12 protein-coding genes are annotated in these 14,198 nt (G+C 75.4%); 7 read left to right on the top strand and 5 right to left on the bottom strand.

Features of this window, described 5'->3' with window-relative positions:
- Nucleotides 1-152 precede the first annotated feature (152 nt).
- The gene (locus tag ACZ3YO_RS07330) at nucleotides 153-1,025 is read right to left on the bottom strand and encodes a hypothetical protein (RefSeq protein ID WP_465565987.1); all 873 of its coding nucleotides are present in this window, start codon (nucleotides 1,023-1,025) and stop codon (nucleotides 153-155) included.
- 375 nt (nucleotides 1,026-1,400) lie between these two features.
- Here ACZ3YO_RS07330 and ACZ3YO_RS07325 point away from each other — a divergent pair, with 375 nt between their 5' ends.
- The 3 genes from ACZ3YO_RS07325 to ACZ3YO_RS07315 all read left to right on the top strand — a co-directional run bounded on the left by ACZ3YO_RS07325 (nucleotide 1,401) and on the right by ACZ3YO_RS07315 (nucleotide 3,991).
- Complete coding sequence (locus ACZ3YO_RS07325; RefSeq protein ID WP_465565985.1) at nucleotides 1,401-1,832, top strand: pyridoxamine 5'-phosphate oxidase family protein; 432 nt, start codon at nucleotides 1,401-1,403, stop codon at nucleotides 1,830-1,832.
- Nucleotides 1,833-2,007: 175 nt separating this feature from the next.
- On the top strand, nucleotides 2,008-2,460 hold the full coding sequence (locus ACZ3YO_RS07320; RefSeq protein WP_465565982.1) for a MaoC family dehydratase: 453 nt from the start codon (nucleotides 2,008-2,010) through the stop codon (nucleotides 2,458-2,460).
- Between the two features lie 265 nt (nucleotides 2,461-2,725).
- Nucleotides 2,726-3,991, top strand: coding sequence for an MBL fold metallo-hydrolase (locus ACZ3YO_RS07315; RefSeq protein WP_465566304.1), 1,266 nt, complete (start codon nucleotides 2,726-2,728; stop codon nucleotides 3,989-3,991).
- 154 nt (nucleotides 3,992-4,145) lie between these two features.
- Here the strand turns inward: ACZ3YO_RS07315 and ACZ3YO_RS07310 are convergent, their stop codons facing one another.
- From ACZ3YO_RS07310 to ACZ3YO_RS07300, 3 genes are all read right to left on the bottom strand, one after another.
- Nucleotides 4,146-5,108 (bottom strand): DUF389 domain-containing protein, encoded by a 963-nt coding sequence (locus ACZ3YO_RS07310; protein WP_465565980.1) that lies wholly within the window; start codon nucleotides 5,106-5,108, stop codon nucleotides 4,146-4,148.
- Between the two features lie 162 nt (nucleotides 5,109-5,270).
- Complete coding sequence (locus tag ACZ3YO_RS07305) at nucleotides 5,271-7,955, bottom strand: DUF7824 domain-containing protein (RefSeq protein WP_465565977.1); 2,685 nt, start codon at nucleotides 7,953-7,955, stop codon at nucleotides 5,271-5,273.
- Entirely contained in the window at nucleotides 7,952-9,364 is a 1,413-nt protein-coding gene (locus ACZ3YO_RS07300) for an SWIM zinc finger family protein (RefSeq protein WP_465565974.1), read from the bottom strand. Before ACZ3YO_RS07300 ends, ACZ3YO_RS07305 begins: the two co-directional genes overlap by 4 nt.
- Before the next feature lie 136 nt (nucleotides 9,365-9,500).
- Here ACZ3YO_RS07300 and ACZ3YO_RS07295 point away from each other — a divergent pair, with 136 nt between their 5' ends.
- Together ACZ3YO_RS07295 and ACZ3YO_RS07290 are read left to right on the top strand one after the other, a co-directional pair.
- On the top strand, nucleotides 9,501-10,412 hold the full coding sequence (locus ACZ3YO_RS07295) for an acyl-CoA thioesterase (RefSeq protein WP_465565972.1): 912 nt from the start codon (nucleotides 9,501-9,503) through the stop codon (nucleotides 10,410-10,412).
- Between the two features lie 99 nt (nucleotides 10,413-10,511).
- Nucleotides 10,512-11,162 carry a TetR/AcrR family transcriptional regulator gene (locus tag ACZ3YO_RS07290; protein ID WP_465565970.1) on the top strand — a complete coding sequence of 217 codons (651 nt, stop codon included), beginning with the start codon at nucleotides 10,512-10,514 and terminating at the stop codon, nucleotides 11,160-11,162.
- 131 nt (nucleotides 11,163-11,293) lie between these two features.
- Here ACZ3YO_RS07290 and ACZ3YO_RS07285 read toward each other — a convergent pair whose 3' ends face one another.
- Entirely contained in the window at nucleotides 11,294-12,403 is a 1,110-nt protein-coding gene (locus ACZ3YO_RS07285) for a mechanosensitive ion channel family protein (protein ID WP_465565967.1), read from the bottom strand.
- 453 nt (nucleotides 12,404-12,856) lie between these two features.
- Between ACZ3YO_RS07285 and ACZ3YO_RS07280 the strand changes: the two genes are divergently transcribed.
- Complete coding sequence (locus ACZ3YO_RS07280; RefSeq protein ID WP_465565964.1) at nucleotides 12,857-13,645, top strand: alpha/beta fold hydrolase; 789 nt, start codon at nucleotides 12,857-12,859, stop codon at nucleotides 13,643-13,645.
- 59 nt (nucleotides 13,646-13,704) lie between these two features.
- The gene (locus ACZ3YO_RS07275) at nucleotides 13,705-14,133 is read left to right on the top strand and encodes a MerR family transcriptional regulator (protein ID WP_465565961.1); all 429 of its coding nucleotides are present in this window, start codon (nucleotides 13,705-13,707) and stop codon (nucleotides 14,131-14,133) included.
- The last annotated feature ends 65 nt before the right edge of the window (nucleotides 14,134-14,198 follow it).

Here is a 14,198-nt window from a genome sequence, read left to right as displayed (position 1 = left end):
TCCGCGCCGCCGCATCGCCCCACCTCATCGCGACCGACCCCGTCCGTGGTCCGTGGTCGCCAGAAGAATTCCGCCGTCCCGCCGGTGTTGCTGCGAGGGCATCGATTCTTCGCCAACCCACCCCTTCACGGCAACACCCCGGGCCCCTGACCTTACGCGGAAGGCGGATCCGTCGGGGCACTTTCCCGCCACAGAACGGCCAACAGTTCTTCGGAAAGCGACAATCCGGCCAATGCGCCCCGAACCGCGGCCCGATTTCGCATCAACAGGCGCCCGCCCTGCGGCGGTACGAGCAGGCGTGCGCCCGGCGTGCCAACGCTCGGGGCGGTGGCGGTCCCGGGACCGCCACCGTCGAGCAGCGCGGCGACGGCCGGTTGGAGGTCGAGCGGGGCGACGGCGGCGGGCGCACCGGGGAGCCCCTGCTGGAGCACGGTGGTGAGGGCACGGCTGAACGATCCGTCACCCCCGGGCAGGACGGCGTCCCGGCCCCGTCTACCGGCGGTGTAACGGCCGACCCGGCCCCAGAGCGGCACCCGCGGGTAGCTGAGCAGTTCGCCCGCACCGTCCTCGCCCCCACCGCGTTCGAGCGCGGCCCAGGTGTCCCGGTCGGCGACGGCGTCGACCAGCAGCAGCGCCTCCTCCTGGTCGCCGTGGACCATCGCACTGACCACCCAGTCCCAGGCCAGCCCGCGCCGGTAGGCGTTGTCGGCGGTGGAGCCGCCGGTGACCAGGGCCAGCCGCCGGCCGCGCGGATCGGCGACCAGCTGGCCCACCAGGCAGACCAGCAGCCACCGGCCCGGCCGGGCGGCCGCCTCGCGTACCGCAGTGAGCATGGCGTTGGCGTCCGCCCCCGGGTCCACCACGGCGACCCGGCAGCCGGCCGCGCCGGCGTCGAAGCACATCCCGGGCAGCACGTCGGCGAGCAGCCGGGCCCCGGCCGCGGCGAGCGCGGACCCGCCGAAGCCGCGGTCCGGACCGCCGTCCGCCCCGATCACCACGAGATCGATCCCACTGACCACCCGCACCGCCCCCTCCTCGCCGGCCCCGCCCTACCCGGGGCCGCCCGCCGCACCACCGCACGCTCCGTCCGGCCGTGCGTCCGGTCCTGCCGTCCCCGCGGCCGCCCCGGCCCGCGGCTCCTGCCGTACGGCCGTTCCCCGCCGTACCGCGCTTTCTGTCGTACGGCCACACCTCTCGCGCGGCCGCACGGGTCGGACAGCCGTTCCCGTCGGACAGCCGTTCGTGTCGTACTCGCGGCGGGGCGCCCGTGCCCCCGGCACGTTCCGCACCGCCGCGGACAAGCTACCGCCCCGCGGGCCCGGCGACGGGGCTCCGGGCCCGCCCGCTCCGGGACCATGGGCCCTATCGGCCCGCAGTCCGGCAAGAGGACGATCGGAGGCATGGACCGTGACGAGCGTGTGGAGCCCCTGAGCGAGGCCGAGTGCCTGCGGCTGCTCAGCACCGTGCCCGTCGGGCGCGTGGTGTACACCGAGCACGCGCTGCCGGCCGTCCTGCCGGTCTCCTTCGAGGTCGCCGCGGACGGGCGCCTGCTGCTGGCCGTGCGCCGGGGCAGCACCACCGCGCGCGGGCTCGACGGCACCGTCGTCGCGTTCCAGGCCGACCGCTTGGACCCGGCCACCCGGACCGGGTGGAGCGTGCTGGTGCACGGCCGGGCGGACGTGGTGCGCGAGCCCGAGCAGGTGCGGCAGGCGCTGCGTTCCGGGCTGTGGCCCTGGACCGGCGACCCTGAGCCGTTGTTCGTCGCCCTGGTGCCGGAGCTGGTCAGCGGCCGTCAGCTGCTGCCCGCCGGCCGGACGGCACAGCGCTCCTGACGCCTGCCCGGCCCCGGCCGGGCCCTTGGCGGTCCTGGTCCCTTCCGGCCCCGATCGCTTCCGGCCCCGATCCATTTCCGGCCCTGATCGTTTTCCGGCCGACCCCTGACAGGTGACCGGCGAGTAGGCATACTCTGCCGGAGTCCGCACCCCCACCTGCCACCAGGAGCGTTCCGTGACGACCTTCGCCTCCCTCGCCGACCTCACCGCGGCCGTCGGCACCGAACTGGGCACCAGCCAGTGGCACACCGTCGAACAGGAGCGGATCAACCTGTTCGCCGAGGCCACCGGTGACCACCAGTGGATCCACGTCGACACGGAGCGGGCCAAGGAGAGCCAGTTCGGCTCGACGATCGCGCACGGCTACCTCACGCTGTCGATGATCCCGGTACTGGCCAAGGAGTGCTACGGCGTCGAGGGCGTGCGGATGGCGCTCAACTACGGCTCGGAGAAGGTGCGCTTCCCGGCGCCGGTGCCGGTCGGCACGGCGATCCGGGCCACCGCCGAGCTCGTCTCGGCCACCGAGGTGCCCGGCGGCGTCCAGGCCGTGGTCCGGTTCACCATCACCAGCGCGGAGAGCGCCAAGCCGCACTGCGTCGCGGAGACGATCACCCGCTTCTACGCCTAGCCGGCCGGTCGCGCCCTCGCCGCTCCCCCGTTCTGTACGCCGAACGGCACGCACGGGGCCGCCCACCAGGTCCGGGCGGCCCACTGCGAGTAACCTCCGACGAGATGGTTGTCGTACTGCATCGGCCCTGCTGCCGTGGGTACGCGCCCCGGCGTGCCCGGTAGCCGTAGCCGTCCTTGGAGGTGCCGTGCCCCGCCCTGCCCCGTGGTACTCCCGCGTAGCCGGTCTGACCTCGCAGTTCTCCAGCCCGCCGGCGCTCTCCGGACTGCCCCGCGCGGCCTGGCACCGGGTCCGGACGGACGCCTTCGGCGCCGAGCCCCGGGGCGAGCGGCTCTCCCGGATCCACCGCTCGCCGCAGTTCGCCGACGGCGCCTTCCGCAACCCGCTGCCCACCCGCCGGCTCGTCTACGAGCGCACCCCGCTGGAGATCACCCGCGCCCAGCTGGCGGCCGACAAGACCCGCCGGTTGCCCACCGCCGCCGTGCCGCTGCACCGGCTGCTCCCGGTCGACCTCGCCGCACCGCCCGCCTCCGGCCTGCGGCTCACCTGGCTCGGCCACGCCACCGTACTGGCCGAGATCGACGGCCGCCGGGTGCTGTTCGACCCGGTCTGGGGCGAGCGCTGCTCCCCCTTCGGCTGGACGGGCCCCAAACGACTCCACCCGGTGCCGCTCCCGCTCTCCGAACTCGGCCCGGTCGACGTCGTGGTGGTCTCGCACGACCACTACGACCACCTCGACATGGCCACCATCCGCGCCCTCATCGGCACCGGCACGGTCTTCGCCGTCCCGCTCGGCGTCGGCGCCCATCTGGAGCACTGGGGCGTTCCCGCCGACCGGCTCGTCGAGCTGGACTGGTGGGAGTCGGCCGAGGTCGCCGGGCTCACCCTGACCGCCACTCCTGCCCGGCACTACTGCAGCCGCGGCCCGCGCACCAGCGCGCTCTTCCTCTGGGCGTCCTGGGTGGTGGCCGGCGGCGGGCACCGGGTCTTCCACAGCGGCGACACCGGCTACTTCCCCGGGTTCGCCGAGATCGGCCGCCGGCTCGGTCCGTTCGACGCCACGATGATGCAGGTCGGCGCGTACTGCGACTTCTGGCCCGAGGTCCACATGACCCCGGAGGAGGGCGTCCGGGCCCACCTCGACCTCGGCGGCGAGCTGTTGCTGCCGATCCACTGGTGCACCTTCAACCTGGCGCCGCACCCGTGGGAGGAGCCCGCCGAGCGGGTGATCGCCGCGGCCCAGGCGCTCGGCGCGCGCCTGGCGGTACCCCGCCCCGGCAAGCCCTTCGAACCGGCCGATCCGCCCGCGCTGCGGCTCTGGTGGCGGGCGGTCGCGGCGCTGCCGCAGGACGACGCGACGCTGGTCGTCCCGGACGGCCTCGCCCCGGCGGCCGGAGCGGAGGCGAGCGGCGCGGCGGCGGGCACCGCGCCGGCGGGGGCGGCGGCGGGCGACCCGGCGGCAGGCGGTGCGGCGGCCGCGCCCGCGACCCGGCCCAAGGCGGCGGCCGAGGACGACGGGGTCACCGTCTGACGCGGCCCGACGCATCGGGAGGGCCCGGAGTCCACGCGAACTCCGGGCCCCTCCCCTCGTCCGCCGTTCCGGCGCTCGTCCTCCCCGCGTCCGCCGCTCCCGCGCTCGTCCTTCCCGCACTCACCCTCCGCGCTGCCCGCAGACGGTGCGTCCCTCAGCCGGCCGTCCCCCGGGCCGCCGGCTCCCCCTTCGCCCGGCGGCGGATCCGCCGCCAGGCGCCCTGCTGCACCAGCAGCGTCAGCACCCCGGCCACCACGATGCCCAGCATGTTCAGCAGTAGCTGCAGACTGGAGCCCCAGAACTGCCGGAAGTCGCCGTACCCGAGCGCGACCGCCGCGTTGGCGGCGGCCGGCACGGTGGTCACCGAGATCGCGACGCCGACCAGCATCCCGGCCTTCGAGGAGGTCAGCGAGAGCAGCCCGGCGATCCCCGCGAGGAAGGCCACCACGAACGAGGTCGCGTCCGGCTGCCAGATGAACGACGTGTTCGGCCGGGCCCCGTCGAACTGCCCCTGGCTGAACAGCCCCAGGCCGTCCATCAGCAGCGTGAAGCAGACCGTCAGCGCCATCGCCACCGCGAACCCGGCCACCAGCGCGTTCAGCGAACGCAGCGCCGGCCGCGGCCGGCGCTGGACCACCGCGACGCAGAGACCGGCCAGCGGCCCGAACTCCGGGCCCACCGCCATCGCGCCGACGACCAGGACCGCGCTGTCCAGCACCGCACCGCAGGCGGCCAGCATCGTCGCGACGGTGAGGAAGGCCAGGTAGACCCCGGTGAGGGTGGACTCCTCGTGGGTGATCTCGGAGACCGCCTCCCAGACCAGTGCGTCGGCGCCCTCCCCGGGCGCGAGGCGCTCGGCCTCGTCGGCGGCGGCCGAGAGGGTCAGCTCGATCTCCTCGACGTCGATCGCCCCGCGCTCGGTCAGCCCGGTCTCCCGCAGCGCCCCCAGCACCTCGTCCGCCGACTCCCGCGCCACGTCACAGAGCACCACGTCCCCGGCGGGCCGGACGGCGGCATCCGGCAGCAGCACCACATGGGTCACGCCGACGGAGCCGTCCAGGCAGGTCAACACGGTGTCCCGGAGGTCGGTGGGCACGATGAGGCGCAGGTGCAGCACGGGTGCTCCGGACGGTGCGACGGCTGATGACCCCGCTCACCCTAGACGGCCCTCTCACGCGGACGGGCCGCCCGGCCCGGTGAACCGGCTGGGTGCCGGGTCCGCCGGGCCCGACACCCGGGCCCACCTCGGACCCGGCCGGTCCCTCACCCGGCCGGTCCCTCAGCCGGCGAGCAGGTCGCTGAGCGAGCGTGCCTCCTTCACCAGGCGGCCCGACCCCGCCCGCGCCGCCACCGCGGCCACCTCGGGTATCGGGCCGCGGGCCGCACAGCGGCGGGCGGCGTCCGTGGCCACGGCGAGGAGGTCGGCGGTACCGCGGGCGGGCTCGCCGGCCAGGAGCGCCGGGAGGGCGGGGGCGAGGACGGACCAGACGGTGGCGTAGGCACCGGTGTCGGCGGCGGCGGTGACGGCCGCGGCGAGGCGGTTCGGCTTGACGGTGCCACGGACCACCAGCTCGCCGAGTTCGCGGCCGAGCAGGTCGCCGTCGAGATCGCCGCGGGCAGCGAGGACCAGCAGGGCGTCGACCGCGGCCGTGCGGTCCTCGGGGGAGCGCGCGCCCAGGCCGTAGGCGACGGCGAGGTGGAGGGCGAGGCCGGCCGGGCCGCCGGCCTCGGCGAGGACCGGCAGCAGGGCGGCCGCGCCCCGCCGCTCCCGGTCGGCGGAGTCGGCGAACCAGTCGAGCCAGCGGGCGGCCTGTTCCTCCCGGTGGTGCGGGAGCATGGCGACCCAGTGCACGGTGGGCTGCCAGAGCCACTCGTCCTGCTTCCGGGCCCGCGCCACGCTGGGCTCGGTGCCGTCGAACAGGGCCCGGAACCTCGCGTCCAGGCGCTGCCCGGCCGGGCCCTCCGGTCCGGCGCCGAGACCGGGCTGGGCCACGGCGACCCGCTTGAGCCCCTCCCACCAACGCTCCCAGTACGGCCGGACGCTCTTCGCCCCCCGGCCGGGTTCGAAGACCACCCGCTCCGAGGACTGACCGGGCAGGCCGCCCTCGCCCAGCCACTGCGCCGCCCAGCGCCCGGCCGGCGAGGCGAGCCGCCCGGCCGCGGCGAGCACCGCCTCGTCGGTGGTCGGGGTGAGCCGCAGCAGGGCCGCCTGGAGGTCGACCTGGCCGGGCGTCACTCCCGCCGATTCGTAGCCGGCCAGCCGCGAGACCAGCACGGCCGCGTCCAGCGCGCCGGTGGCGTCGGTCGGGGTGGCGAGCAGGAACGGCGGCCGGGTCGCGGTCACCTGCCAGGCCGCCTCCTCCAGCCGGGCGGCGAGCACATGACCGTGGACGGTGCCGGCCTGACCGCGCAGCGGCGATCTGCCCCCGCCGCCGAGGAAGTCCCGGAGCCGGTGAGGCGGGGTCCGCCCGGCGACGGCGGCCGCGACGTACAGGACCTCGCCGGGCCCGCAGTCCTGCCACCGGCCGACGCCGCTCCACTGGTGCACCCTCAGGACCGGCTCCAGCGCCTCGGCGAGCGCCGCGCGGTCGCGGTGGGCGTGCCGGACCAGGCCGTCCAGGGTGCGTTCGAAGACGGCGACGTCCACCCGGCCGGAGAGCATCAGCACGGACAGCTCCTCGGCGACCTCCTCCGGGGTGGCGAGCGGCTCCCCCAGCGGCCTCGGCTGCGGGACGGGCGGGAGGAGCTCGCTCCACCCGGTGTCCGGGTCGTCGCCGCCGACCGGCGCGCCCAGCAACTCGCCGGCGCGCGCGTGGTGGGCCGGGTTGAGCGCCTCGGCGGCGAACCGCAGATCCGGAAGCACCGCCTCACCGGCCGCCCCGAGGTGACGGGCCACCACGTTGAGCGCCCGCTCCTGGAGGGCGGTGTCGGAGTGCCCGAAGGCCTCGGCCGCCGCCAGCACCGCCGGGCCCGCCCGCTCGGGCGAGCGCCGCGCCGCCTTGTCGAGCCAGCCCAGCTGCGCACGGACGAGCTTCTTCTCCGTCCGGAACAGCACCACCGCCGAGGCCTCCGTCAGCACCTCCGGCCCGACCAGCCCGGCCGCGTCCAGCCCGGCCAGCGTCTGCTGGGCGTGGCCGGCCACCACGGAGAGCCCGTCCAGCAGGGCGACCAGGCTGCGCAGCCGGGCGGTGTACTCCTCCGGGGTGGGCGCGAGGGCGGCCAGGACGGCGAGGAAGGCCCGCTGGTCGGCCGGCTTGCCACCGCGCACCAGCCGGGCGAGGCACCGGTCGAGCAGCTCGGCCCGGTCCAGCTCACCAGCGGCCGCCAGCGCGGCGACCGCCTCCGGCCAGCAGTCCCCGGGCCGCTCGGTGAACCGGTGTTCGAGCCGCCAGCCGATGTCCGCGAGCTCGAACACCCGGGGCACCAGCACCGGCGTGAAGTCGTCCTCGCGCAGGCGCTCCAGCAGCGTCCGGACCCAGCCGCGGTTGTCGTCGCCCCTCGCGAGCTGCTCCAGCCACTCGGCGGTGAAGGCCTCCGTGTCGGGCACCGGGCAGCCCGTCCGCCGGACCACGTCCTCGATCAGCGGGTAGAGGTCCCAGTTCCAGCCCGGCCCGCGGCGCGCCGCCAGCCGGGTGGCCACCTCGACCTGCCACTCGACCGGTTGCGCGCCGACCACCTGGGCGAGTGCCGGGTGGCGGGCGAAGGAGCGGCCGGCGAAGTCCCGCCCGCCGATCCAGGTCGCGGCCCCGGCCGGCCCGGCGTGGCAGCCGGCGCCGGCCACCAGCAGCGCCCCGGCCTGCGCGATCGCCTCCCTCGACCACTCGCCCCGGACCTTCTTGCGCAGCTCCTTGAGCGCGGGCAGACAGGCCCGCCGCTCGGCCGGGCCGAGCCCCGCCACCAGGGCCGGCACCTGCGGCGTCCGCCCCTCGCGGACCGCCGTCACCAGCTGCTCGACGCCATTCATGCGCCCGCTCCCACCGTGCTCGTCGCGTCCGCCGCGTCCGCCGCACTCGCCGCGTTCTCCCGGACCATCCCGACCGCCAGCGCGTGCTTGCACGGCCCGCGCCCGCCCCGGTACTTGGCCCACCAGAGGCAGGTGCAGCTCAGCGCCCCCGCCGCGTCCGTCCGGACCCGCTGGAGGTGGTCGTCCACCGTGACGGTGGCGAGCGCGCCGCCCGCCTCCAGCCGGACGGCGCCCGCCGCGACCAGCGCGTGGGCGGCCCGCAGCCGCGGGTTCCGCGCCTCGGCGCGGCCGGCGTCGTACGGCAGCTGCCGGTGGAAGTACGCGGCCTCGGCGGTGTCGTAGCCGATCTGCCCGGCGGTGCCGAGCCGGGTGAGCGCGGCCCGCACCCGCGCCGGGGTCAGGCCGGACTGCTCGGCCAGCTCGGCGACCTCGACCCGCGGCTCCCAGGCCAGCAGGACGGCGACCAGTTCGGCGTCCTGCTCGGCGGTGCCGGTGGCCAGTGCGCCCAGCACCCCGCCCTCGCCGGAGAAGCCGCGCGAGGCGTCGGGCGACAGGGTGAGGGTGAGCCGCATGCCGGGCAGCACCACCTCCCAGGCCGAGGCGGCCGGGCCGTCGCCCGCCACCGGCCCGTAGACCCGCAGCGCCAGCGCGTGCCTCAGCACCCTCTGCAGGGCGGCCAGCCGCTCCGGGCCGGGCAGGCAGACCGCACCGGGCACCGGCCGGGTGGTCGGGCGCAGCGTGCGGCCGGCCGGGACGACCCAGCCTGCGGCGGCCCGGGTCCGGCCGCCGCCGCGCGGCAGCGAGCGCAGGAAGCGGACGGCCTCGGCGGCGGGCAGCTCGGCGCGCAGGTCGAAGCCGGCGGCCGTCACCTGGGTCTCGGCGAAACCGCGCAGCCAGCGCTCGGGCAGCGGCACCTTCTTCTCGACGACCGGCCCGTCGAAGGTGGTGACCTCCAGGGCGTCCGGGCCGACGGCGAGGTGCAGCGGGTCGCCCGGGGCGATCCGGGTGAGCGCCTCGCGCAGCGGGTTGTTGACGTCGACGTTGGTGGTGCCGTGGCCGATCTCGTCGCCGTCGAGCCCGGCCCCGAGGACGTCGAGCCGGGCGTAGACGCCGCAGCAGCCGGAGAAGGACTCGAACCGCAGCCGGTCGCCGTTGGCGGTCACCACCGGGTCGAGCGAGGCGCGCAGCTGCGGCTGATAGTAGCGGGCGGCGGCGACGTCCGCGACCGCGAGCAGCGCGGCGGCGGCCGGTGCCGGGTCGGCCAGGAAGCCCGCGAAGAAGCGCGGGTTGGCGACCGCCCCGAGCGGGGTGGCGCCGCCGGAGGTCTCCAGGGCGAGGCGCGGGCCGTCGGAGCCGTCGAGGACGGCGGACGGGCGCAGATAGGCGTACGCGTGTGCGGCTTGCGACATGCCGAGCACGCTAGGAGGGGGTACTGACAACGCGTCGGCCGCAGCCTGGTACTGAAACAGGTTCTAGGCCCGGATTAACCCGAAAGGGTTACCCAGGTCACACCGCCGGACCGTTGGCTTCTGCCACTATGGGCCGGTGACCGACGTGACCGAACAGGAAAGACGGGCCACCGATACCGCCGGCCCGTTCGCCGAGCTGCTGCGGATCGAGCGGCTGGACGAGAACACGTTCCGGGGCCGGTGCCATGCCGGCGCCCCGATGCGTGCCTTCGGCGGCCAGGTGGCCGCGCAGGCGCTGACCGCCGCCGGGCTGACCGTCGGGCCGGACCGCCCGGTGCACTCCCTGCACGGCTACTTCCTGCTCGCCGGCGACCCGACCCGCCCGATCCGCTACGAGGTCGACCGGGTCCGCCAGGGCATGTCGTACGCCACCCGCCGGGTGACGGCGGTCCAGGGCGGCGACGCGATCTTCACCCTCTCCGCCTCCTTCAAGCGGCCCGAGGCCTCCGCCGACCGTCACCGCGAGATGCCCGCCCTGCCCGGGCCCGAGGAACTGCCGGACGCGCTCTCGCTCTGGGACGAGGCGGACCGCGCGGCACTCACCCGCACGAGCGGCTTCGGCTCGCTGGAGCTGCGGTTCGTCCCGCCGGACGCGCCCGGCGTGCCCCCGGCCGTGCCCGGCATGCCCCAGCAGTTCGTCTGGCTGCGCACCGGCTCCCCGCTGCCCGACGGCGACCCGCTGCTGCACGTCTGCGCGCTCACCTACCTCTCGGACCTCACGCTGGCCTCGACGGCCGGGCTGCACATCCAGCCGAACTTCTTCCAGCGCACCGAGGCGCCGCGGCTGATCCTGGCCTCGCTGGACCACGCGATGTGGTTCCACCGCCCGTTCCGGGCCGACGAGTGGCTGCTGTTCGCCCAGCGCAGCCCGTCCTCCTCGGACGGGCGCGGGCTGTCGTTCGGCGAGTTCTACGACCGGGACGGCCGGCTGGTGGCCTCGGCGGTGCAGGAGGCGCTGGTCCGCGACCGCTCGGCCCGGCTGCGCTGACCGTCGCCCCCCGCCTGCGCCCCGGTGCACGGCGGGCGAACGAGAGGCGGCCGGTCGGCGTCATACTCCTGGGCGGCCCCGGGCCGTATCATGGTGCGGGTGACCAAGGTTGACCTGTCACCACGGCCGGTGGAGACGATGTCTCCGCGTCAGCTCGAACGCCGCGAGTCCCTGATCGCGGCCGCACTCGCCCTGGTGAACGAGATCGGCGTCGAGCGGCTGCAGATGAAGCAGGTCTGCGAGCGGTCCGGAGTCGCCCTGGGGACGGCATACCGCTACTTCTCCTCCAAGGACCACCTGTTGGCGGCGGCCATCGCGGAGTGGCACCGGCTGCTCCTGGCCGACCTGGTGGCGGAGCTGCGCGGGCCCCGGGCCGGGCTGGGCGCCACCGACCGGGCGGTACGCTTCGTCCGCGGCGGCATGCGCGCCTACCAGCGCCAGCCCGAGCTGGCCCGGCTCCGGGTGGCCGTCGCCGCCTCCACCGACCCCTTCGCCAGCGAGGCCCTGCAGGGAATGGCCCGCGCCGACAGCACCGCGCTCCAAGCGGTGATGGCCGAAGTCCCGGCGGCCGCGAGCGACCTCGTGCGGCACATCGTGGGCCACGCCTGGCAGGGCGAGCTGACCGCCTGGGTGACCGGCCGCACCACGCTCGGCGACGCCCGGCGGCGGCTGGAGGACGTGGTGCGGCTGGTGCTGACCCCGTACGAGACGCCGTACCCGGCCCCGTACGAGGTCCAGCCCACCGGCTAGGGCCTCTCCTTCGGATCCTGTCGGATCAGCGCACGAAACCCGGCCCCCGAGGGCTGGGGGCTCCCCGACGTCGTGCGCCGCCAGGTTCTGAAGGTGAAGGAAGGAAACAGCCTGGCCGGCCCCCGTGCCGGCTATCGCCGCCGGTCCGCCAGCACCTTGGACGACGCTTCCCACTGGTGCGGAACCGCCGGGAGGGACGACGGTTCGCCCGCCCCGTCCTGCTGCAGCGAGACCGTGCGCGTGGGCGCGGGGATCGAGATGCCCTCCGTCCGGTACCGCTGGTGCAGTCGCTTGATGAACTCGTGCTTGATCCGGTACTGGTCGCTGAACTCGCCGACGCCCAGGATCACGGTGAAGTTGATCCTGGAGTCCGCGAAGGTGTGGAAACGGACGGCGGCCTCGTGGTCGGGCACGCCACCGCTGATGTCGGCCATCACGCTGTCGACGACGTCGAGGGTGACCCTCTCCACGTGCTCCAGGTCGCTGTCGTAGCCGACCCCGACCTGGACCAGGATCGACAGCTTCTGCTCGGGCTGGGAGTAGTTCGTCATGTTCGTCCGCGCCAGGCGGCCGTTGGGGATGATCACCAGGTTGTTCGACAGGTTGCGCACCACGCTGTTGCGCCAGTTGATGTCGACGACGTACCCCTCCTCCCCGCTGGTGAGCCGGATGTAGTCACCCGGCTGGACCGTCTTCGAGGCGAGGATGTGCACACCCGCGAAGAGGTTGGCGAGGGTGTCCTGCAACGCCAGCGCGACCGCGAGACCGCCCACCCCGAGGGCGGTGACCAGCGGGGCGATGGACACCCCGAGGGTCTCCAGGGCCACGAGGACGCCCATCGACAGCACCACGATGCGGGTGATGTTGACGAAGATGGTCGCGGACGCCGCGACGCCCGTCCGGGACGCGGCCACCGACTGCACCAGCCCGGCCACCACCCGGGCCGCGCTGAGCGTCGCGATGACGATGAGCACGGCCGTCAGCGACCGGTCGACCAGCACCCCGATCCGCGCGGTGAGCGGCAGGGCCGAAGCGGCCACCGCGGCCCCGGCGATCACGGCAGCCCAGGGGACGATGGTGCGCAGCGCGTCGACGATGATGTCGTCCCCGCTCCACTTGGTCCTGCTCGCGTGCTTGCCCAGCCACTTCATCAGCGCCCGCAGCACCAGACCGGCCACACAGCCGGAGGCCAGCGCGATGCCGGCCACCACCCAGTCGTGCAGGACCAGGTCCCGGGTCACCGTCCCGCCCCCGCAGCGTGGAGGGCGAGGGAACGGGCCGCCGCCGGCCGCCGTACGTGCTGTGTCGTCACCTTGTCGCCTGCCAGGTCGTGTCGTGCGCAGCCGCGTTGGAGCGGACGTACGTATTCCGAACGGACTGCCATCCTGCCCCATGGCCCGGCTGCCGCCACAGCCGGACCCCGGCATTCCGTCCGTGCGACAGCGGGGCCGCCTGTTCCGGGCGGTCGACGCGGCCCCGGCGTTCGGGGGGAGTCCCCCTCCGCACCGCCGACGCACGCTCCCTCCTGCCCGCCGGTCGACGCTCCGGCGCGTCCGGCGGCCGGCCCGCGATCCGGTGTGTCACCTCGGGTTGCTCCGAAGGGAGTTGGACCGGGTTCTTGACCTTCACATCGGTGTGAACACGTACCGTCGTGAGTGACCGAGACACCCACGGCCGCAGAGGAGCCACCTGCCATGTCCGAGAAGCCGACCACCCCCGCCCCGCTTGCCCGGACCGTCCTCGGCTCCGGCCCCGGCCTGCTGCTCGCCCACGGCGCCGGCGGCAGCGGCATCAACAACTGGGGCCCGCTGCTGGAGGACCTCGCCGCCCACCGCACCGTCGTCGCGCCGGACTTCCCCGGCTCCGGTGACTCCCCGTACGAGCCGCAGGCGCCCACCCTGGACGAGCTGGCGGACCGGCTGGTCGCCGCCGCCGTCGAGGAGGGCCTGGAGACCTTCGACCTGGCCGGCTACTCGATGGGCGGCGCCGTGGCCGTCCGCGCCGCCAACCGCCACCCGCAGCGGGTCCGCTCGCTGCTGCTGATAGCCCCGGTGGCCGGCGGTGACCACCGCCTGCGGATGACCGCCGAGCTGGTGGTCGGCCTGAGCGACCACCCGGAGCTGATGGCCCGCTTCATGCTCTCGGTGCTCTTCGGTTCGACCTGGGTCTCCTCGCTGACCCCCGAGGAGCTCGCCGGTCTGTACGACAACCTGCTGACCCCGCTCCCGGACGGCGTCCGGCAGCAGTTCACCCTGGTGGGCGAGGTGAACGTCCGTGGCGATCTGGGCTCCGTCGCGGTGCCGACGCTGGTGATCAGCCCCACCGAGGACATGCTGGTGCAGCCCAGCCAGCACCGCGTCTTCGCCGGGGGCATCCCGGGTGCCCGGCTCGCCGAACTGGCCGCCGGCCACATGGCCTTCGTCGAGCGGCTGCCCGAACTGCGCAAGCTGGTCATGGACTTCCTCACCGGCCTCCCGGAGTAGCCGGAGTAGCCGGCCCGCCGGCGGCGGGCGGGAACAGCGGCGGGCGGGCGGACGTTCCGATGATCATGCGCATCGGAGAACTCGCCCGCCTGACCGGGGTGTCCACCCGCCTTCTGCGGTACTACGAGGAGCAGGGCCTGATCCTCCCGGAGCGGTCGGCCGCCGGCTACCGCGAGTACGGCGACGACGCCCTGGTCCGGGTGCGGCAGGTCCGCGGCCTGCTGGCGGCGGGCCTGTCCACCCGGGTGATCGCCGAGATCCTGCCGTGCGCCAGCGGCCCCCTCCCCGCTCTGGAGGCCTGCCCCGACCTGCTCGCCACCCTGCGCGGCGAGCTCGCCGAACTCGACGCCCGGATCGACGACCTGGCCCGCAGCCGGCAGGCCCTCGCCCACTACCTCGACACCGCCGAGCCGGCGACCCGGGTGAGCCCCGAGCAGGCCGCGCGCCCGACCGCCGAGCCGGCGCGGCGCATGTACGCCGCCGCCTGACGGGCCACCGTCGCGCGGGGCACCCGCGCACCTGGCTGCCTCGTGGCCCGGAGCGGGCTGACCCC

Source organism: Kitasatospora sp. NPDC022785 (assembly GCF_055561295.1).
Note: the sequence above shows the minus strand (reverse complement) of the source record. Positions and strands in the feature narration are given on the sequence as shown.

Coding starts and splice junctions, on each gene's coding strand:
- ACZ3YO_RS07325 (WP_465565985.1), top strand. CDS start 1,401: ATGGACCGTGACGAGCGTGTGGAGCCCCTGAGCGAGGCCGAGTGCCTG.
- ACZ3YO_RS07305 (WP_465565977.1), bottom strand. CDS start 7,955: ATGAATGGCGTCGAGCAGCTGGTGACGGCGGTCCGCGAGGGGCGGACG.
- ACZ3YO_RS07300 (WP_465565974.1), bottom strand. CDS start 9,364: ATGTCGCAAGCCGCACACGCGTACGCCTATCTGCGCCCGTCCGCCGTC.
- ACZ3YO_RS07280 (WP_465565964.1), top strand. CDS start 12,857: ATGTCCGAGAAGCCGACCACCCCCGCCCCGCTTGCCCGGACCGTCCTC.
- ACZ3YO_RS07275 (WP_465565961.1), top strand. CDS start 13,705: ATGATCATGCGCATCGGAGAACTCGCCCGCCTGACCGGGGTGTCCACC.